This is a genomic window from Pseudomonas sp. PGPR40 (assembly GCF_022014505.1).
Lineage (GTDB): Bacteria > Pseudomonadota > Gammaproteobacteria > Pseudomonadales > Pseudomonadaceae > Aquipseudomonas.
This window is the reverse complement of the sequence record NZ_JAKLSP010000026.1, coordinates 68,341-83,286: the sequence shown is the minus strand read 5'-3', so window position 1 is coordinate 83,286 and position 14,946 is coordinate 68,341. Positions and strand designations below refer to the sequence as shown.

The following is a 14,946-nucleotide window of genomic DNA, read 5'->3' as shown; positions in this document are numbered from 1 at the left end:
GCAGGGCTTTTTTGTTAATGCTGGGTTAACTTAGCTACCTAACGATGCAAGCATTTGCTCCACCAAAGGCCCGGTGCAGACGTTGCCGTCCGCATAAGAGAGCCCATTAGCCTGAGTCGATCTGCGTGAAGGAACCCACGCGGCAGATTGCTCGACCCCATAACCTCTATAACTATGCGGGCGTGCCCATGATTACCCTGAAACTCAATGGACAAGATCATCAACTCGATGTCACCGAGGACATGCCGCTGCTCTGGGCAATCCGCGACGTGGCCGGTTACAACGGCACCAAATTCGGTTGCGGCATGGGCCTGTGTGGCGCCTGCACCATTCATATCGACGGCGCGCCGGCGCGCAGTTGCATCACGCCGATCGGCTCGGTAGTCGGCCAGAACGTCACCACCATCGATAACCTGCACGTCGATCCGGTTGGCAAAGTCGTCCAGCAAGCCTGGCTCGACAGCGCCGTGGCCCAGTGCGGTTATTGCCAGGGCGGGCAGATCATGTCAGCCACGGCGTTGCTGAAAACCAACCCGAACCCCAGCGACGAGCAGATCGAAGAGGCGATGGTCGGCAACATTTGCCGTTGCGGCACCTACAATCGAATCAAGACCGCTATTCGTCAGGCATCCACTCACCTGAAGGAGGTCAAGGCATGAGCCAGTTGCCGAATGACTTTGTGCTGAGCAACCTCAGCCGCCGTGGTTTCCTCAAAGGCGCCAGCGCCACCGGTGTGCTGGTACTGGCCGCCAGCTGGGGCCTGCCGGAGGCCTTCGCCGAAGAGAAGAAATTCGGCGCCGAGGGCATGCCCCATGGCGCGGTCGACGATCCCAAGGTCTATGTGAGCATTGCCGCCGACGGCAGCGTGACGGTGATCTGCAACCGTTCGGAAATGGGCCAGGGCGTGCGCACCAGCCTGAGCATGGTGGTGGCCGACGAATTGGACGCTGACTGGGCGCTCGTCAAGGTCAAGCAGGCGCCGGCTGATGAGGCGCGTTTCGGCAACCAGGACACCGACGGTTCGCGCAGCATGCGTCACTGGTACGAGCCAATGCGCCGTTGCGGTGCCGCCGCGCGGACCATGCTTGAGCAAGCCGCCGCCGCGCAGTGGAAAGTGCCGGTCAGCGAGTGCCATGCGCAATTGCATAAAGTCATTCACCAACCGACCGGTCGTGAACTGGGCTACGGCGCGTTAGCCGCCGCTGCCGGTGCGCTGGCGGTGCCGGCCCGCGACAGTCTGCGACTCAAGCACCCATCGGAATTCCGTTATATCGGCAAGGAAGGCACCAAGGCCATCGACGGTGCGGACATCGTCAACGGCCGCGCAGTTTACGGCGCCGACGTACATTTCGACGGCATGCTCTTCGCCACTATCGCGCGGCCAGCGGTCTATGGCGGCAAGGTCAAATCCTTCGATGCCAGCGCCGCGATGAAAGTCCCGGGTGTGATCAAGGTCCTGCAAATCGAAAGCCGTCCATTGCCGTCCGAGTTTCAGCCTCTGGGCGGTGTGGCCGTGGTGGCCAGCAACACCTGGGCGGCGATCAAGGGCCGTGAAGCACTGAAAATCGAGTGGGATGACGGCCCCAACGCCAGTTATGACTCGATCGCCTACCGCAAGGAGCTCGAAGCCGCGTCCCTCAAGCCCGGCAAAGTGGTGCGCAATACCGGCAGCATCGACCAGGCCATGAGCAATGCCGACAGCACCCTCGAAGCCTCTTACTACCTGCCGCACCTGGCGCAATCGCCCATGGAGCCGATGGTCGCCGTCGCCCGTTTCAAGGACGGCGTGTGTGAAGCCTGGGCGCCAAGCCAGGCACCGCAAGTCACCCGTGAACGGATCGGCGAGCGCCTCGGCATTCCATTCGATAACGTCACGTTCAACGTCACCTTGCTCGGCGGCGGTTTCGGCCGCAAATCCAAGCCGGACTTCGTCGTTGAAGCGGCGATCCTGGCCAAGGAGTTCCCGGGCAAAGCGGTACGGGTGCAATGGACCCGTGAAGACGATATCCACAATTCCTATTTCCACACCGTGTCTGCCGAATACTTGCAGGCCAGCCTGAACAAGGACGGTCTGCCATCCGGTTGGCTGCACCGCACGGTGGCACCGAGCATCACTGCGCTGTTCGCCCCGGGAATGAACCATGAGGCGGCTTTCGAGCTGGGCATGGGCTTTACCAACATGGCTTACGCCATCCCCAACGTGCGCCTGGAAAACCCTGAAGCGGCGGTCCATACCCGGGTCGGCTGGTATCGCTCGGTGTCGAACATTCCCCACGGCTTTGCGATTCAGAGCTTTGTCGATGAACTGGCCCACAAGGCCGGTCAGGATCCGCTCAAGTACCAGATCAAGTTGCTCGGCCCGGACAGGTCGATTGATCCGCGCACTTTGAGTGAAGAGTGGAACTACGGTGAATCTCCCGAGCGTTACCCGATCGATACCGCACGGATGCGTACTGTGCTGGAAACCGCCGCCAAAGCCGCTGGTTGGGGGCGTGAGTTGCCCAAGGGCCGGGGTTTGGGGCTGGCGGTGCATTACAGCTTCGTCACTTATGTGGCGGCGGTGATCGAGGTTGAAGTCAAAGACGATGGCACGTTGATCGTGCACAAGGCCGACATCGCCGTGGATTGCGGTCCGCAGATCAACCCTGAGCGGATTCGCTCGCAGTTCGAAGGCGCCTGCGTCATGGGCCTGGGAAACGCGGTACTGGGAGAGATCAGCTTCAAGGACGGCAAGGTTCAGCAGGACAATTTCCACATGTACGAAGTGGCGCGCATGTCCCTGGCGCCGAAAGAAGTCGCCGTGCACTTGGTCACGCCACCGGGCGATGTGCCGTTGGGCGGTGTCGGTGAGCCGGGCGTGCCGCCGATTGCGCCAGCGCTGTGCAACGCGATCTTTGCTGCCACCGGCAAGCGTATCCGTAACCTGCCGGTGCGCTATCAGCTGCAAGGCTGGCAGAAGGCGCAAGCCTGATGGACAGCGTCGATCTGAACGTCCTGCGCAGCGTGCTGCAATGGCGCCGCGCCGGTCAGCGGGTGATGTTGTACAGCGTGGTCCAGACCTGGGGCACCGCGCCCCGGGCACCTGGCGCGATGCTGGCCTTGCGTGAAGACGGCGTGGTGATTGGCTCGGTGTCCGGTGGCTGCGTCGAGGATGACCTGATTGCCCGGCTGCACGATGGCCGTATCCCGGCCGAAGGGCCACCGGTGCAGTTGATTACCTATGGCGTCACCCGTGAGGAGGCCGCACGGTTTGGTTTGCCGTGCGGCGGCACGTTGCGCCTGACCGAGGAACGCGTCGGCGATCCGGCGTGGGTCGCCGAATTGCTGACACGCTGCGAGGCCCATGAAATCGTGGCGCGTGAGCTGAATCTGACGACCGGTGAAGTGGTTCTGCAGCCGGCGAGCAAGACCGATGCGCTGGTGTTTGACGGGCAGACCTTGCGCGCCATTTATGGTCCGCGCTGGCGGTTGTTGCTGATCGGCGCCGGCCAACTGTCGCGCTACGTCGCCGAGATGGCGCGGCTGCTGGATTTCGAAGTGCTGATCTGTGATCCACGCACCGAGTTCGTCTATGGCTGGGAAGAGCAGCACGGTCGCTTCGTCCCGGGCATGCCCGACGAAGCGGTGCTGAGCATCCAGACCGACGAGCGCACGGCCATTGTCGCGCTGACCCACGATCCGCGCCTGGATGACATGGCGCTGCTTACGGCGCTGGACTCCAAGGCGTTTTATGTCGGGGCGCTGGGTTCGCGGGTCAACAGCCAGAAACGTCGGGACAACCTGGCTCAGCTAGGCTTGTCACAACAGGCCATCGAGCGTTTGCACGGCCCGATCGGTTTGCACATCGGCAGCCATACGCCGGCGGAAATCGCCTTGTCGCTGCTGGCCGAGATTGTGGCGATCAAGAACGGCGTCGAGCTGAAACTGAAGAGGCCGTTGCAGGAGGACGTATGAGCGACCCCATCGGCGTTATCGTTCTGGCCGCCGGGCAGGGCAGTCGGTTTCGACAGGTAGCGGGTGACGACAAGGACAAGCTGCTGGTGGACTGCACCGGTCGTGATGGCGTCACTGTGCATTCGATGATCGAACAGGTGCTGGTGAATCTGCCCGCAGCGCTTGAGAAGCGCGTGCTGGTGACCACGGCGGATCGCCCGCAAGTGATTCGCATGGCTCAGGCCTATGGTTGCGAGATTGTGCGGATCGAGTCGACCGGTCTGGGCGACAGCATTGCGGCGGGTGTGGCGGCATGCTCACAACTCGGTGGCTGGCTGATCGTGCTGGGGGATATGCCGTTTATCCTGCCGTCCAGTATTGAACAGGTTATTGCGAATATTGCCGATGATTCGATCAGCGTGCCGGTGCATGAGGGGCAATATGGGCATCCGGTGGGGTTTGGGCGAAATTTTGGTCCGGGATTGATGGCGTTGACCGGTGATCACGGTGCCAAGTCGCTGTTCGCGCAGGCGAGGGTGGTCGAGGTGGCGGTGGAGGATCCCGGGGTGTTGTGGGATGTGGATACCCCAGAGAGGTTGGTCTTCCCGTAATGATCGTTCCCACGCTCTGCGTGGGAATGCCTCAATGGACGCTCTGCGTCCGCTTGGGACGCGGAGCGTCCCGGGCTGCATTCCCACGCAGAGCGTGGGAACGATCCACACATAAATACAGGACATAAAAAAAGCCCCGCCTGGATCACCAGGCGGGGCTTTTTAGTGGCCGATGGAATCAGGCGAGGGGTTTAGGCTCGTGCTCTTTTTCCTGGGCTTGCTCGTGTTGCTCTACCGCTTCCTGAACGGAGCGTGGTGCTTCGTCGATCACCGATTCAGGTTCGGCGGCGACTTCAGCGGCCGGGGCAGGGGCTGCCTCGACAACTTCAGCAGCAACCGGTGCTGGCTCGGCAACGGCCGGAGCAGCAGCGGCAGCCAGTTCGGCTTCCTTCTGCAGACGCTCTTCTTCACGCTTGCGACGACGTACTTCACGCGGGTCGTTCGGCGCACGGCCACTTGGGGTCAGAGCGCTGACAGGAGCTTCAACCACCGGGGCAGCTTCGGTGACCACTGGCGCTTCTAGCGCCGGAGCAGGCTCGGAGACCATGGCATCAGCAACCGGGGCTTCAGCGACTGGCGCTGGCGCTTCGACCGCTACAGGTGGCTCGGCGACCCAGTTGAACGCGGTTTGTTCTTCGCGAACTTCACGTGCCGGTTCAGCCGGCGCTTCAACCACCGGCTCAGCGGATGTAGCAGGCTCGGCAGTAACGGCCGGTTCAGCGGCAGCTTCAACTTCAGGCTGTGCTTCACGAACCGGTGCCACTTCGATTTCCGGAGCGGCAGTGACTTCTACTGGCGTGGTCGCTTCAACGACTGGCGCTTCGAACGGAGCGGTTTCCAGCGTGGCGGCAGTGGCGCGTTCAGCTTGCTCGTTGGCTTGTGCTTCAGCAGGTGCGCTGATCACGGAGCTGGCAACGGCTGCGGTAACAGCCAGGCCGGCGGCCAGATCGGCAGCGCTTGGCGCTTCGGCGTTTTCAGCCGATTCAGACTCTTCCGAACCTTCGATCACGTTGCCATTGGCATCGCGTTGACGCTCACGACGGTTGCTGCGACGACGCTGGCCACGGGAGCGGCGGCGTGGACGATCACCTTCGGCGCCTTCCTGACCGTCTTCCTGCAGTTGCTCTTCGTTGGCTGGCAGCTCTTCTTCGGCAACGGCAGCAGTGGCTTGCTCGGTACGTGGCTGACGTTCTTCACGCGGTGGACGTGGAGCGCGTTCTTCGCGTGGTTGACGGGCTGGACGCTCTTCAGCGTTGGCAGCGGCGGCAGGAGCGGCATCCAGAGGCTCGCGCAATTCACGAACCGGGCGTTCTTCACGCTCGCCACGTGGCTTGCGATCTTCACGCGGGGCGCGCGGTGCACGTTCTTCGCGAGGGGTGCGTGGTGCGCGCTCTTCACGCGGAGCGCGTTCTTCGCGGGCCACTGCTGGCGCTTCTTCGCGGGCTTCGCGTGGTTGACGCTCTTCGCGTGGCTCACGTGGTGCGCGTTCTTCACGCGGTGCACGTTCCTCACGAGGCTTGCGCTCTTCATCGCGGCGACCGTTACGGTTGCGGCTCTGCTGACGACCGTTGCGACGCTCTTCGTTGCGGGCCGGACGCTCGGTGGTCGCTGGTTTTTCAACCACAACCGGAGCAGTAGGCTCTTCTTTGGTCGCGAACAGGCTGACCAGCGATTTCACAAGGCCTTTGAACAGGCTTGGCTCAGGCGCTACGGCTGGCGCGGCAACCGGAGCGGCGACGACTTCGGTCGGAACCGGAGCGTTGGCGCGGGCCGGCGCGGTCTTGACCGCGGCTTCCTGGCGAACCAGGGTGCGGGTCGCAGCGGCTGGCTGGACTTCTTCGACTTCGGCAGCGGCAGCAGCGATTTCGTAGCTGGACTGGCCGACCGCGGCTTCCGGGCTGTCATCGCGCAGACGCTGAACTTCGAAGTGCGGCGTTTCGAGGTGATCGTTCGGCAGAATGACGATGCGGGCACGGGTGCGCAGTTCGATCTTGGTGATCGAGTTGCGTTTTTCGTTGAGCAGGAACGCAGCCACTGGAATCGGCACTTGGGCGCGAACTTCGGCGGTGCGGTCTTTCAGGGCTTCTTCTTCGATCAGGCGCAGGATCGCCAGCGACAGCGATTCAACGTCACGGATGATGCCGGTGCCGTTGCAACGCGGGCAGACGATGCCGCTGCTTTCGCCCAGCGATGGACGCAGGCGCTGACGGGACATTTCCAGCAGGCCGAAGCGCGAGATGCGACCGACTTGCACGCGAGCGCGGTCGGCTTCCAGGCATTCGCGGACTTTCTCTTCCACGGCGCGCTGGTTCTTGGCAGGGGTCATGTCGATGAAGTCGATGACGATCAGGCCGCCGATGTCGCGCAAGCGCAACTGACGGGCGATTTCTTCGGCAGCTTCAAGGTTGGTCTGCAGTGCGGTTTCTTCGATGTCGCTGCCTTTGGTGGCGCGCGCCGAGTTGATGTCGATGGACACCAGGGCTTCGGTCGGATCGATAACGATGGAGCCGCCGGAAGGCAGTTCGACGACGCGCTGGAAGGCGGTTTCGATCTGGCTTTCGATCTGGAAACGGTTGAACAGCGGAACGCTGTCTTCGTACAGCTTGATTTTGCTGGCGTACTGCGGCATCACCTGGCGGATGAAGGTCAGGGCTTCGTCCTGGGCTTCAACGCTGTCGATCAGCACTTCGCCGATGTCCTGGCGCAGGTAATCGCGGATGGCGCGGATGATCACGTTGCTTTCCTGGTAGATCAGGAACGGCGCGGAACGATCCAGCGAAGCTTCTTTGATGGCGGTCCAGAGTTGCAGCAGGTAATCGAGGTCCCACTGCATTTCTTCGCTGCTGCGGCCAAGGCCGGCAGTGCGAACGATCAGACCCATGTCGGCCGGGGCAACCAGACCGTTCAGGGCTTCACGCAGTTCGTTGCGCTCTTCACCTTCGATGCGACGGGAGATACCGCCGGCACGCGGGTTGTTCGGCATCAGAACCAGGTAACGACCGGCCAGGCTGATGAAGGTGGTCAGGGCGGCGCCCTTGTTGCCACGCTCTTCTTTTTCGACCTGAACGATGACTTCCTGGCCTTCGCTCAGGACATCCTTGATGTTGACGCGGCCTTCGGGGGCTTTCTTGAAGTATTCGCGGGAGATTTCTTTGAGGGGCAGGAAGCCGTGGCGCTCAGAGCCGAAATCGACAAAGGCAGCCTCAAGGCTTGGTTCGATGCGAGTAATCCGGCCTTTATAGATGTTGGCCTTCTTCTGCTCGCGTGCACCGGATTCGATATCCAGGTCGTAGAGGCGCTGGCCATCTACCAGTGCAACACGCAACTCTTCGGGTTGAGTTGCGTTAATCAGCATTCTTTTCATGTAGTACCGTCGGTTTCCGGGCTGCCGGAAACGGCGTTCGGCACACACGACTTCTCATGGTCGGTGTCAGGTGCGTCGGGAATGGTTGGCCATTCCCGTGTCCAGCGAAGTCCGGCCAATGCGGGCCTTCATCGCGACGTACGCGTCCTGCTTGCTGTGGCTACTTAAGCACTCAGTCAGGAGGAGGAATCAACCGGCGGCTGTGGACGAGATGAAGCGTCTTGATAAAGCCTATTGCTACACAGTCCAGCGGTTGTGCATCTCCACCCTACACGTATCCCTGATAATTCGGGTGCTGCCGCGCGCAGAATCCGCAGCGGGTTGGCATTTACCGTGAGCTCCGAAGGGGGAGGTCACGCATCATGGCTAATTTAGGCGTTGTTTCCGAAGCGTTCGCTCGGGGTCGTTCGTAGCTGACTGCACTTTGTGAACTGGCCGTGAATATTTGCTCGCAAGGCGAGTGAAAACTCTGCTTTGCCGCATGATTCAGGCCTCATGTCACCTGCGCTCGTTACACCTGCAAACTCCACCGTTACGTAGCGAAAGCCCCGTAGGACGGCCTCGCGTCCTGGTGAATTGCGTTGGTCAGGGCCGGTTTTTGACCGTTGGTCCGCTGTCCAGGCCGCTTTTGGCGGCGTTCGCGACTATAGCAGCAATGATTAAGTGCTTCAATTCCATAAAAAATTGTTATCATCCGCGCCATGACGACTACTGCCCCTTCGACCCCAGGCGTACAACTGCTTGAGGTCTCGCCGGAATATGCCGGCCAACGTATTGATAACTTCCTTCTCGCTCGGCTCAAAGGCGTGCCCAAGACCTTGATTTACCGCATTTTGCGCAAAGGCGAAGTGCGGGTGAACAAGGGGCGGATCAAGCCCGAATACAAGCTGCAGGCGGGCGATATCGTGCGCGTGCCGCCGGTTCGCGTACCTGAGCGCGACGAGCCCGTGCCGCTGGCCCAAGGTCTGCTGCAACGGCTCGAGGCCTCGATTGTCTATGAAGACAAGGCGCTGATCGTGGTCAACAAGCCTTGCGGCATTGCAGTTCATGGTGGCAGTGGCTTGACCTACGGCGTGATTGAAGCCTTTCGTCAGTTGCGTCCGGATTGCAAGGAGCTCGAACTGGTTCATCGTCTCGATCGTGATACCTCCGGCCTGCTGATGATTGCCAAAAAACGCAGCATGTTGCGCCACTTGCACACGGCATTGCGCGGCGATGGCGTCGACAAGCGCTACATGGCGCTGGTCCGCGGCAACTGGGCGGCCTCGATCAAGCAAGTCCGTGCGCCTCTGGGCAAGAGCAATTTGCGCTCCGGCGAGCGCATGGTCGAGGTGGACGAGGAGGAGGGCAAGGAGTCTGTGACCGTGTTCAAGGTCCTGCGTCGCTTTGGTGACTTTGCCACTATGATCGAGGCCAAACCGATCACCGGCCGGACTCACCAGATTCGCGTTCATACTCTGCATGCGGGACATTGCATTGCTGGTGATACCAAGTACGGCGATGAGGGTTTCAGCAAGGAGATTCGTGATCTGGGCGGCAAGCGCCTGTTCCTGCATGCCTACATGCTGACCGTGCCGCTGCCTGATGGTGGTGAGCTAAAGTTGCAAGCACCGGTCGACGAGATGTGGGCCAAAACCGTGGAGCGATTGAGTGCGCCCATCTGATTACAAGCTGCTGATTTTCGATTGGGATGGCACGCTCGCTGATTCCATTGGGCGAATTGTCGAGGCGATGCATGTTGCATCCGAGCGGTCCGGTTTTCAGTTGCGTGATGATTTTGCCGTCAAAGGCATTATCGGTCTGGGCTTGCCGGAAGCGATTCGCACGCTGTATCCCGAGATTGACGACGCCGAGCTGATAGCGTTCCGTCAGCACTATGCCGATCACTACATTGCGTCGGAGGCCGTGCCTTCCCCGCTGTTTGAGGGGGTTGTCGAGTCCCTCGAAGCATTTCGTGTCGAGGGATATCATCTGGCAGTAGCGACCGGCAAGGCTCGTCGTGGGCTGGATCGGGTGCTGAAGTCTCACGGCTGGGAAGATTATTTCGATATCACCCGTGCTGCTGACGAAACCGCCAGCAAACCCCATCCATTGATGCTTGAGCAGATTCTCGCCCATTGCGAAGTTCGTCCGGAGCAAGCGCTGATGGTCGGCGATTCGTCGTTCGACCTGCAAATGGCGCGCAATGCCGGCATGGGTTCGGTGGCGGTCAGCTATGGCGCTCAATCGATTGATGCATTGAAATTGTTCGAGCCGCGACTGGCCATTGATCGTTTTTCAGAATTGCACGCCTGGCTGAGTCAGCGGGCTTAACGGGTTTTTGCTGGGGTAAATGTCATGACCGACGAATGGAAGGCTCCCGCCAAGGCTAGCGCAGAGAGCGGTGACGAAAAAAGCTGGAAGCTGCTGGAAAAAACCCTGCTGGCGGGTGTGCAGGAGCAGCGCCGGTCCCGTCGCTGGGGGATCTTCTTCAAGTCGCTGACCTTTTTGTATCTGTTCGGTGCGTTGATTTTGTTATCGCCCCTGATGGATATGGAGAAAAGCGCTGCCCTCGGTTCCGGCTACACGGCGTTGATCGATGTAAGGGGTATGATTGCCGACAAAGAACCGGCCAGTGCCGACAATATCGTCGGCAGTCTGCGGGCAGCCTTCGAGGACAAGAAGGTCAAGGGTGTGATTCTGCGAATCAACAGCCCTGGCGGTAGTCCGGTGCAGTCGGGTTATGTCTACGACGAAATCCGTCGTTTGCGCGGTCTGAATCCAGATACCAAGGTTTATGCGGTGATCTCGGATCTGGGCGCTTCCGGTGCCTATTACATCGCCAGCGCAGCGGATCAGATCTACGCCGACAAGGCGAGCCTGGTGGGCTCCATCGGTGTGACAGCGGCCGGTTACGGTTTTGTCGGGACGATGGAGAAGCTGGGTGTGGAGCGTCGTACCTACACCTCCGGTGAGCACAAATCGTTCCTCGATCCGTTCCAGCCGCAGAAACCCGCGGAAACCCAGTTCTGGCAGAGCGTGCTCGATACCACTCATCAGCAGTTCATCAGCAGCGTCAAGAAGGGCCGGGGTGATCGCCTGAAGGACAAAGAGCATCCGGAGCTGTTCTCCGGGCTGGTCTGGTCCGGCGAGCAAGCGCTGTCGCTGGGTTTGATCGACGGTCTGGGTAATGCCAGTTCGGTTGCGCGTGATGTGATCGGCGAGAAAGAGTTGGTGGATTTCACTGTTGAGGAATCGCCATTCGATCGCTTCTCGAAAAAGCTCGGCGCCAGCGTGGCTGAACATTTGGCGATGTGGATGGGCTTTCAGGGGCCTTCGCTGCGCTGATCGCCTGGGCGCATAAAGAAACCGGCCTGTGTGGCCAGTGCCAGTCAGTTAAGTCGCGGAACCCCTGTAGGAGCGAGCTTGCTCGCGAAAGCGGTATGTCAGGCGACATCAGTGTTGACTGTACTGCCGTCTTCGCGAGCAAGCTCGCTCCTGCAGGGGTTGCGCTTAACTGACTGGCATTGGCCTGCATGGCCGGTTTTTTTATGCGGACGCAGAGGTACGGTTCAGGGTATCTGCACACCTTCAGCCAGCAGCATATCGATCAGGCGAATCAACGGTAGACCGATCAGGCTAGTGGCGTCAGGGCCTTCGGTGCTTTGAAACAGGCTCACCCCCAAACCTTCAGCCTTGAAGCTCCCTGCGCAGTCATAGGGCTGTTCGGCGCGCAGGTAGCGTTCGATGCGCGCTGCGTCGAGTGTGCGCATGTGGACGGTAAAGGGGATGCAGTCGACCTGGCAGTGGTCGGTCTGGCTATTGAGCAGCGCCAGGCCGGTCAGGAAGGTCACGCTCGCGCCGCTGGATGCCAGCAGTTGTTCACGGGCCTTTTCGAAGGTGTGAGGTTTGCCGATAATCCGCTCGCCAAGTACTGCAACCTGATCCGAGCCGATGATCAGATGGGCGGGATAACTGCCTGCAAGTGCGCGGGCTTTTTCTTCGGCGAGGCGCTTTACCAGTTCGACGGCTGGCTCGTCCGGACGATGGCTTTCGTCGATATCCGGCGAACTGCACGTGAACGGCAGCTGCAAGCGGGCCAGCAATTCCCGGCGATAGGCCGAGCTTGAAGCAAGTAATAAAGGCAGCATGCGCATCTCCAAAGGGCAAGGGCGAATTCTAGCGCAGGCTCAAGTGACGGACAGGGCTGAATTTCCTTTGACATGGCCGGGGGCATCCCTATAATGCTGCGCCTATGTTGAATGACCCGATTCCACCTCACGTTGACCCGCGCAAATTGGCTGACCGTGGCACCACCCTTCAAGGTGAATTGCTGCTGGCCGATTTGGAGAGACTCTGCGACCCGCTTTCCGATACTGTCGGTACGGTGCAGGCTAAATTCGTTTTTGAACGAGATGAACGTAAATCTGTGGTAATTCACAGCTTTATCGACACCGAAGTCAAAATGGTTTGCCAGCGTTGTCTTGAGCTGGTCACCCTGCCGATCCATAGCGAATGCAGTTATGCTGTGGTGAAGGAGGGTGCGAATACCCAGTCGTTGCCGAAAGGTTATGACGTGCTGGAACTGGGCGAAGATCCTTTGGATCTGCAGTCACTGATCGAGGAGGAGCTTCTGCTCGCCTTGCCCATTGTGCCTGCTCATCATCCGGAAGAATGCCAGCAGCCGGCGGGTCTCGATGAGCCCGAACCGAGCGAGGACGAGGTAACGCGGTCCAACCCGTTCAGTGTATTGGCGCAGTTAAAGCGTGACCCAAACGTTTAGGAGTTAATCAATTATGGCTGTTCAGCAGAACAAAAAATCCCGCTCTGCCCGTGACATGCGTCGTTCGCACGACGCTCTCGAGGCTAGCACCCTGTCTGTAGAAAAAACCACCGGTGAAGTTCACCTGCGTCACCACGTATCGCCAGAAGGCGTATACCGTGGTCGTAAAGTGATCGACAAGGGCGCTGACGAGTAATCCTTGTCCGCTCAAGTCATCGCGATTGACGCAATGGGCGGGGACTTCGGTCCCCGCAGCATTGTTCAGGCCAGCCTTGCTTGTCTGTCTGCTACACCCTCGCTGCACCTGACCCTCGTCGGTCAACCCTCCCTTCTTGAAGAATTGATTGCCAGCCATTCGGCGGTGGATCGCGCGCGTCTGTCGATTGCTCCGGCGTCGGAAGTCATCGGCATGGACGAAAAGCCTGCCCAGGCCTTGCGCGGCAAGCCCGATTCGTCAATGCGCGTGGCGCTGGAGTTGCTGCGCGACGGCAAGGTCCAGGCCTGCGTCAGTGCTGGTAATACCGGTGCGCTGATGGCGTTGTCACGGTTTGTGCTCAAGACCTTGCCGGGCATCGATCGGCCCGCAATGATCGCGGCCATTCCGACGCAGAAAGGCTACTGCCAATTGCTCGACCTGGGCGCCAACGTCGATTGCAGCGCCGAACACCTGTTGCAGTTTGCGGTGATGGGCTCGGTGGCTGCGCAAACCCTGGGTATCGTTCGCCCCCGGGTGGCGTTGCTGAATATCGGCACCGAAGACATTAAGGGCAATCAGCAGGTCAAGCTGGCGGCGACTCTGCTGCAAAATGCGCGTGGCCTGAACTACATCGGGTTTGTCGAAGGTGACGGTTTATACCGCGGTGAAGCGGATGTGGTGGTGTGTGACGGCTTTGTCGGCAATATCCTGCTCAAATCCAGCGAGGGCCTGGCGACCATGATTGCCGGGCGCATTGAGGCGTTATTCAGGAAAAATTTCGCCTCGAAAGTGGTGGGCGCTTTAGCGCTGCCGCTGATGAAACGCTTGCAGGCCGAACTGTCGCCGGCACGACATAACGGCGCAAGTTTCCTTGGTTTGCAGGGAATTGTCGTGAAAAGCCACGGTTCGGCGGGGGTGCAGGGTTTTCAGAGTGCGATTCAGCGCGCGTTGATCGAGATCCAGGAAAACCTGCCGGAACGGCTTCATGGGCGCCTGGAAGATTTGTTGCCTTAGGTGTTTTCGTCGGACAATGCTTAAATGTGACCGCTCAGTTCAATGGGCCATCCAACTGTGAGTTTCTTGCGTTCCACAAACGGGACGTCAAATCTCCGACGACAAGATCATTAGGGGCTTGTTAAATGTCTGCTTCCCTCGCATTCGTCTTTCCAGGACAGGGTTCGCAGTCCCTCGGCATGCTGGCCGAGTTGGGCGCGCAACATCCAGTGATCCTCGAAACATTCAAAGAAGCTTCCGATGCTCTGGGTTACGACCTGTGGGCACTGACCCAACAAGGGCCGGAAGAACAACTCAATCAAACCGATAAAACCCAGCCGGCCATTCTGACCGCCTCGATCGCCTTGTGGCGTCTGTGGCTGGCTGAAGGCGGCGCGCGGCCGGCTTACGTTGCCGGTCACAGCCTGGGTGAATACAGCGCCCTGGTGGCTGCGGGTAGTCTGAGCCTGGGCGACGCGGTGAAACTGGTAGAGCGTCGCGGTCAGTTGATGCAGGAAGCCGTTCCAGCCGGGCAAGGCGGCATGGCTGCCATTCTCGGTCTGGACGATGCTGACGTACTGGCAGCCTGTGCCGAAGCGGCGCAAGGCGAAGTGGTCAGTGCGGTTAACTTCAACTCCCCGGGCCAGGTAGTGATCGCTGGCGCCAAAGCAGCGGTCGAGCGCGCCATCGAAGGCTGCAAGGCGCGTGGTGCCAAGCGCGCCATGCCATTGCCGGTCAGCGTGCCGTCCCACTGCGAGTTGATGCGCCCGGCCGCCGAGCGGTTCGCCGAGTCGATCGCTGCGATCGACTGGCAGGCACCGCAGATCCCTGTGGTACAAAACGTCAGCGCTGGCGTGCCGGCTGATCTGGAAACCCTCAAGCGCGATCTGCTTGAACAGCTCTACAAACCTGTACGCTGGGTCGAGTCGGTCCAGGCGCTGGCTGCCAAGGGCGCGACCGAGCTGGTCGAATGCGGCCCAGGCAAAGTACTTGCCGGTTTGAACAAGCGTTGCGCCGAAGGCGTGTCGACCTCTAACCTCAATACCCCAGACGCTTTCGCTGCCGCCCGTGCAGCGTTGGCCTGAAC

General features: G+C 60.2%; 13 protein-coding genes. 11 read left to right on the top strand and 2 right to left on the bottom strand.

From position 1 onward, the window contains the following. Positions 1-188: 188 nt before the first annotated feature. Genes MEB48_RS21565 through MEB48_RS21550 form a run of 4 tightly spaced genes read left to right on the top strand, consistent with a single transcriptional unit; the run spans position 189 to position 4,544 of the window. Entirely contained in the window at positions 189-659 is a 471-nt protein-coding gene (locus MEB48_RS21565; RefSeq protein ID WP_237885948.1) for a (2Fe-2S)-binding protein, read from the top strand. After that, positions 656-2,971, top strand: a complete 2,316-nt coding sequence (locus MEB48_RS21560; protein WP_237885929.1) for a xanthine dehydrogenase family protein molybdopterin-binding subunit — start codon at positions 656-658, stop codon at positions 2,969-2,971. Before MEB48_RS21565 ends, MEB48_RS21560 begins: the two co-directional genes overlap by 4 nt. Further along, positions 2,971-3,954, top strand: a complete 984-nt coding sequence (locus tag MEB48_RS21555) for an XdhC family protein (RefSeq protein ID WP_237885928.1) — start codon at positions 2,971-2,973, stop codon at positions 3,952-3,954. The genes MEB48_RS21560 and MEB48_RS21555 overlap by 1 nt, the downstream gene beginning before the upstream one ends. Then, positions 3,951-4,544 carry a nucleotidyltransferase family protein gene (locus tag MEB48_RS21550; protein ID WP_237885927.1) on the top strand — a complete coding sequence of 198 codons (594 nt, stop codon included), beginning with the start codon at positions 3,951-3,953 and terminating at the stop codon, positions 4,542-4,544. The genes MEB48_RS21555 and MEB48_RS21550 overlap by 4 nt, the downstream gene beginning before the upstream one ends. 178 nt (positions 4,545-4,722) lie before the next feature. Here MEB48_RS21550 and rne read toward each other — a convergent pair whose 3' ends face one another. Next, positions 4,723-7,908 (bottom strand): ribonuclease E, encoded by a 3,186-nt coding sequence (gene rne / locus MEB48_RS21545; protein WP_237885926.1) that lies wholly within the window; start codon positions 7,906-7,908, stop codon positions 4,723-4,725. A gap of 701 nt (positions 7,909-8,609) precedes the next feature. On the opposite strand from rne, the gene rluC reads away from it, so the two are divergent. Genes rluC through sppA form a run of 3 tightly spaced genes read left to right on the top strand, consistent with a single transcriptional unit; the run spans position 8,610 to position 11,235 of the window. Continuing rightward, positions 8,610-9,572, top strand: a complete 963-nt coding sequence (rluC, locus tag MEB48_RS21540) for a 23S rRNA pseudouridine(955/2504/2580) synthase RluC (RefSeq protein WP_237885925.1) — start codon at positions 8,610-8,612, stop codon at positions 9,570-9,572. Further along, the gene (locus tag MEB48_RS21535) at positions 9,559-10,221 is read left to right on the top strand and encodes an HAD-IA family hydrolase (RefSeq protein ID WP_237885924.1); all 663 of its coding nucleotides are present in this window, start codon (positions 9,559-9,561) and stop codon (positions 10,219-10,221) included. Before rluC ends, MEB48_RS21535 begins: the two co-directional genes overlap by 14 nt. Positions 10,222-10,245: 24 nt before the next feature. After that, entirely contained in the window at positions 10,246-11,235 is a 990-nt protein-coding gene (sppA, locus tag MEB48_RS21530) for a signal peptide peptidase SppA (protein ID WP_237885923.1), read from the top strand. 224 nt (positions 11,236-11,459) lie between these two features. Here sppA and MEB48_RS21525 read toward each other — a convergent pair whose 3' ends face one another. Next, positions 11,460-12,038, bottom strand: coding sequence for a Maf family protein (locus MEB48_RS21525; RefSeq protein ID WP_237885922.1), 579 nt, complete (start codon positions 12,036-12,038; stop codon positions 11,460-11,462). Positions 12,039-12,142: 104 nt separating this feature from the next. Between MEB48_RS21525 and MEB48_RS21520 the strand changes: the two genes are divergently transcribed. The 4 genes from MEB48_RS21520 (at position 12,143) to fabD (ending at position 14,944) form a co-directional block, all read left to right on the top strand. Beyond that, positions 12,143-12,670 (top strand): YceD family protein, encoded by a 528-nt coding sequence (locus MEB48_RS21520; RefSeq protein ID WP_004371317.1) that lies wholly within the window; start codon positions 12,143-12,145, stop codon positions 12,668-12,670. A gap of 13 nt (positions 12,671-12,683) precedes the next feature. Continuing rightward, a complete protein-coding gene (gene rpmF / locus MEB48_RS21515; protein WP_003179396.1) occupies positions 12,684-12,866 on the top strand; it encodes a 50S ribosomal protein L32 in 183 nt (60 codons plus the stop codon). A gap of 3 nt (positions 12,867-12,869) precedes the next feature. Further along, positions 12,870-13,880 (top strand): phosphate acyltransferase PlsX, encoded by a 1,011-nt coding sequence (gene plsX, locus MEB48_RS21510; RefSeq protein ID WP_442969115.1) that lies wholly within the window; start codon positions 12,870-12,872, stop codon positions 13,878-13,880. Positions 13,881-14,005: 125 nt separating this feature from the next. After that, entirely contained in the window at positions 14,006-14,944 is a 939-nt protein-coding gene (gene fabD / locus MEB48_RS21505; protein ID WP_030131965.1) for an ACP S-malonyltransferase, read from the top strand. Positions 14,945-14,946: the final 2 nt, after the last annotated feature.